Here is a 3,993-nt window from a genome sequence, read left to right as displayed (position 1 = left end):
CATGGCCGGCAGCGCGGTCACGGCCCCGGCGGCGACGGCCTGCAGGGCGCGGCGCAGCACCAGACGACGGTTGATGTCCATGCCACGGAAGCTACGGTCCGCCCGTCGGCCCCGCACCTTGTCGCCCGCGTGTCCGGTCCGTCCGCCGTACCCCCTACGCCGACCGGGTCGGTCGCGGCTCCTGACCGACCGTCGGGCTGACCCTCCGTCGCCCGCGGCGGGTCCGGGCGTGTCGCGCGGTGCCTCCCGGCCGGCCGTGACGACCGGCGGAACCGTCCGGCCCCGTCCCCGCGTCTCCAGTCGACGTCGCCGCCCGGTGATCACCGCGGAGGCGGTGCCGGGCGGTGCGACGTCGGTCGAGCGGCGCCCGGTGCGCGGGCGCGGGAGGCGGGAGTGTCGGATGGTCGGTGTTGTGACGGAGGTCGAGGCCCCTGCTGCGCCGCCGGTCGCGCCCGGGTGGCTGCGTGCGCTGCGGCTCGCCGTGCTGGCCTGCTGCGCGCTGGTGCTGCTGGTGCCGGCCGCGCTGATCGTGGTGCGGCTCGGCGGGCTGGACGACGGGACGGACCTGTCGCTGCCGGTCGCGGGCGTGCCGTACGTGGCGGTGCTGAGCGTGCTGGTGCTGTTCACCACGGCGCTGCTGCGGTCCCGGGCGCTCACGGCGGTGGCCCTCGCGCTGACCGCGGTGCAGCTGTTCTGGCTGGTGCCGCGGTTCGTCGGGGACGGCGGCGGGGTGCCGACGTCCGCGCCGCGGCTGCGGCTCGCCACCAGCAACGCCTACCTGGGGCAGGTGGATCCGGCGGCGCTGGTCCGGCTGGCCCGTGAGGAGCGGGTGGACGTGCTCGCGGTCGAGGAGTCGAACCCGGGGCTGGCGAACGCCCTGGAGCGCGCCGGGATGGCCGGGGTGCTGCCGTACAAGGTGGCGGGCCGGTACTCCGACACGGCGCTGTACTCGCGGCTGCCGCTCTCCGCGGCCCGGGTGGCGGACGCGCCGTTCTCCGACGAGCCGACCTCGGCCGAGGTGGCGGTGGAGGGCCGTACCGTGCGGGTGGTCGCCGTGCACACCTACTACCCGCTGGGCGATTCGCGGAAGTGGGCGGCCGGTTTCGACGCGCTCCGCTCGGACGTGGCGGGGCGGGCCCGCAACGCCGTCCTGCTCGGTGACTTCAACGCCACCCTGGACCACACGCCGATGCGGCGGTTGCTCGGCACCGGCCTGACCGACACCCACGCCGAGCTCGGCCGGGGCTTCGACGGCACCTGGCCCGCGGACCGCCCGGTGCTGCCACCGGTACTGCAGCTCGACCACGTGCTGCACGGCGACGGACTGAAGGCTGTCACCGTCGCCGAGCGCACCCTGCCGGGCACCGACCACCGGGCGGTGGTCGCCGAACTCGCCGTCACCGGCTGACGGCCGCCCGGGTACGCCTACGATCACCGGTACGACCCCGCGGGGCCCGGCCGGGCCCCGCGGACCACGAGGCAGGGAGTCGGCACGGTGGACGTGGGATTCGTCGGTCTGGGCACGATGGGCCGCGGGATGGTCCGTCAACTGCTGGCGGCAGGACACCGGGTGACGGTGTGGAACCGGTCGCCGGAGCCGGTGCGGGAGCTCGTCGCGGAGGGCGCCGAGGCGGCCGACGGGCCGGCCGGGGTGTGGCGGTGCCGGGCCGTGGTGTCGATGCTCGCGGACGACGCCGCGGTGGAGTCGGTGCTGCTCGACGAGAAGGCGCTGGCCTCGGCGGCGGCCGCCCTGCACGTCAACATGGCCACCGTCTCCCCCGCGCTGGCGCGCCGGGCGGCGGAGCTGCACGCACGGCACGGGGTGGCCTACGTGGCGGCGCCGGTGCTGGGCCGCGGCGAGGTCGCCGCGGCGGGCAACCTGGCGATCCTGGCGGCCGGTCCGGCCGACGCGCTGGACCGGGCCGCCCCGCTGTTCGAGGCGATGGGGCGGCGGACCTGGCGGCTCGGCGACCGGCCGGAGATCGCCAACACGGCCAAGATCTGCGCCAACTTCGTGCTGGTCTCGGCGGTCGAGGCGGTGGCGGAGGCGACCGCGCTCGGCGAGGCGAGCGGGCTGGCCGCCGAGGACCTGCTGTCCGTGCTGACCGGCACGGTCTTCCCCGGGCCGGTGTACGAGGGGTACGGCGCGATGATCGCCGAACGGCGGTACGAGCCCGCCGGGTTCCGGCTCGACCTGGGGTTCAAGGACGTCGGCCTGGCGCTGGACACCGCGGCCGCCGCCCGGGTGCCGATGCCGCTCGCCGGAGTGCTGCGCGACGCCCTGCTGGAGGGTGTGGCGCACGGCCGGGGCGGCCAGGACCTGGCGGCGCTGGGCGAGACCTCGCGGCGCCGCGCCGCCCTCCCCCGGGAGGACGCGGGCGCACCGGGCGAAGGTGGCGCGCCGGACCCCGATCCGCGAACATGACATTCCGTCAAAAGCCTTGTGGCCGGGCCGGGCCGCACCTAGGTTGTGCGACGGGTTAAACGCACTTACACCGTCGCTTGACTTCGCCGCCCCGGGAGACCCCTGTTGCGCAGCCGTCTGTGGACCACACTCGCGGCGGGCCTCGTGTCCGCCTGTCTGCTCCCCGCCCCCGCGTTCGCCGCGGACGGCCCGGCCCGCACCGGCGCGCCCGCCGCCGCGGCCGCGACCCGGGACACCGACCTCAAGGACCGGCTCGCCGCGATCCCGGGCATGACCGTCGTCCAGGAGAAGCCGGTCGACGGCTACCGCTTCTTCGTGCTGACCTACACCCAGCCCGTCGACCACGACCACCCCGGGCGCGGCAGCTTCCAGCAGCGGCTCACCGTGCTGCACCGCGGCGCCGACCGGCCGACCGTCCTCTCCGCGAGCGGCTACGGACTGCCGGCCGACCCCGGCCCGTCCCGCTCCGAGCCCACCCGGCTGCTCGACGCCAACCAGGTCTCCCTGGAGTACCGGTTCTTCCGCGGCTCGGAGCCCGCCACCGGCGGCGACTGGTCGACCCTGAACGTCCGTCAGGCCACCGCCGACCAGCACGCGGTCTTCACGGCGCTGAAGGCGCTCTACCCCGGCCACTGGATCGCCACCGGCGGCAGCAAGGGCGGCATGAACGCCGCCCACTACGAGCGGTTCCACCCCGGCGACATGGACGGCACGGTCGCCTACGTCGCCCCGGACGACGCCGCCCGGCCCGGCGACCGCGCCTACGCGGACGTCATCCGCAGCAACGGCACCCCCGAGTGCCGGGCCGCGATCGCCGGCGCCCAGGTGGAGGCGCTGCGCCGCCGCACCGCGCTCACCGCCCGCTACGAGCAGTACGCCCGCGACAACGGCTACACCTTCTCCGCCGAGTACATGGGCAGCGCCGACAAGGCCCTGGAGGCCGTGGTCGTCGACACGCCGTGGGCGTTCTGGCAGTACGGCACCGAAGCCGACTGCGCGGCCGTCCCCGGCCGGGACGCCACCGACCAGCAGCTGTGGGACTGGTTCGACGCCGTCGACGGCTTCTCCTTCTACACCGACCAGACGCTCTCGTACTACGCGCCGTACTACTACCAGGCGGCCACCGAGCTCGGCGCGCCCGAGGTGGCGTACCCGCAGCTCAAAGGCCTGCTGAAGTACCGGATCTCGGTGTGGGACTACATCCCGGACAAGGTCGCCCGGCGCCCCTTCGACCCGGGCACGACCCGGGACGTCGACCGCTGGATCCGCCGGAACGCCCGTAACACCCTCTTCGTGTACGGCGGCCGGGACCCGTGGAGCGCCGAGCGCTTCTCCGTCTCCGCCCGGACCCGCGACAGCCACGTGCTGACGGTGGCCGACGGCAACCACGGCGCCTCGATCACCGCCCTCGCCCCGGCCGACCGCACCCTGGCCACCGACGCCCTGCTCCGCTGGGCCGGCCTGCCCCCGGCTCCAACGCGACGGCCGTGACCCTGAACGTCACGGTGACCGAGCCTGGCGGCCCCGGCTTCCTGACGGTCTACCCGAACGGCACCGTCCGGCCGAAC

At 75.5% G+C, this 3,993-nt stretch carries 3 protein-coding genes; all 3 read left to right on the top strand.

The window, feature by feature from the left end; all coding sequences use genetic code 11:
* Positions 1–412 precede the first annotated feature (412 nt).
* The 3 genes from ABZ641_RS28390 (at position 413) to ABZ641_RS28380 (ending at position 3,916) form a co-directional block, all read left to right on the top strand.
* Positions 413–1,408 (top strand): endonuclease/exonuclease/phosphatase family protein, encoded by a 996-nt coding sequence (locus ABZ641_RS28390; protein WP_359986236.1) that lies wholly within the window; start codon positions 413–415, stop codon positions 1,406–1,408.
* 87 nt (positions 1,409–1,495) lie between these two features.
* Complete coding sequence (locus tag ABZ641_RS28385) at positions 1,496–2,425, top strand: NAD(P)-dependent oxidoreductase (RefSeq protein ID WP_344624726.1); 930 nt, start codon at positions 1,496–1,498, stop codon at positions 2,423–2,425.
* Positions 2,426–2,530: 105 nt separating this feature from the next.
* Positions 2,531–3,916 (top strand): S28 family serine protease, encoded by a 1,386-nt coding sequence (locus ABZ641_RS28380; RefSeq protein WP_359986233.1) that lies wholly within the window; start codon positions 2,531–2,533, stop codon positions 3,914–3,916.
* The last annotated feature ends 77 nt before the right edge of the window (positions 3,917–3,993 follow it).

Source organism: Kitasatospora sp. NPDC007106 (assembly GCF_040634455.1).
GTDB classification, from domain to species: Bacteria; Actinomycetota; Actinomycetes; order Streptomycetales; family Streptomycetaceae; genus Kitasatospora; species Kitasatospora arboriphila.
This window is presented reverse-complemented; position numbering and strand designations above follow the sequence as displayed.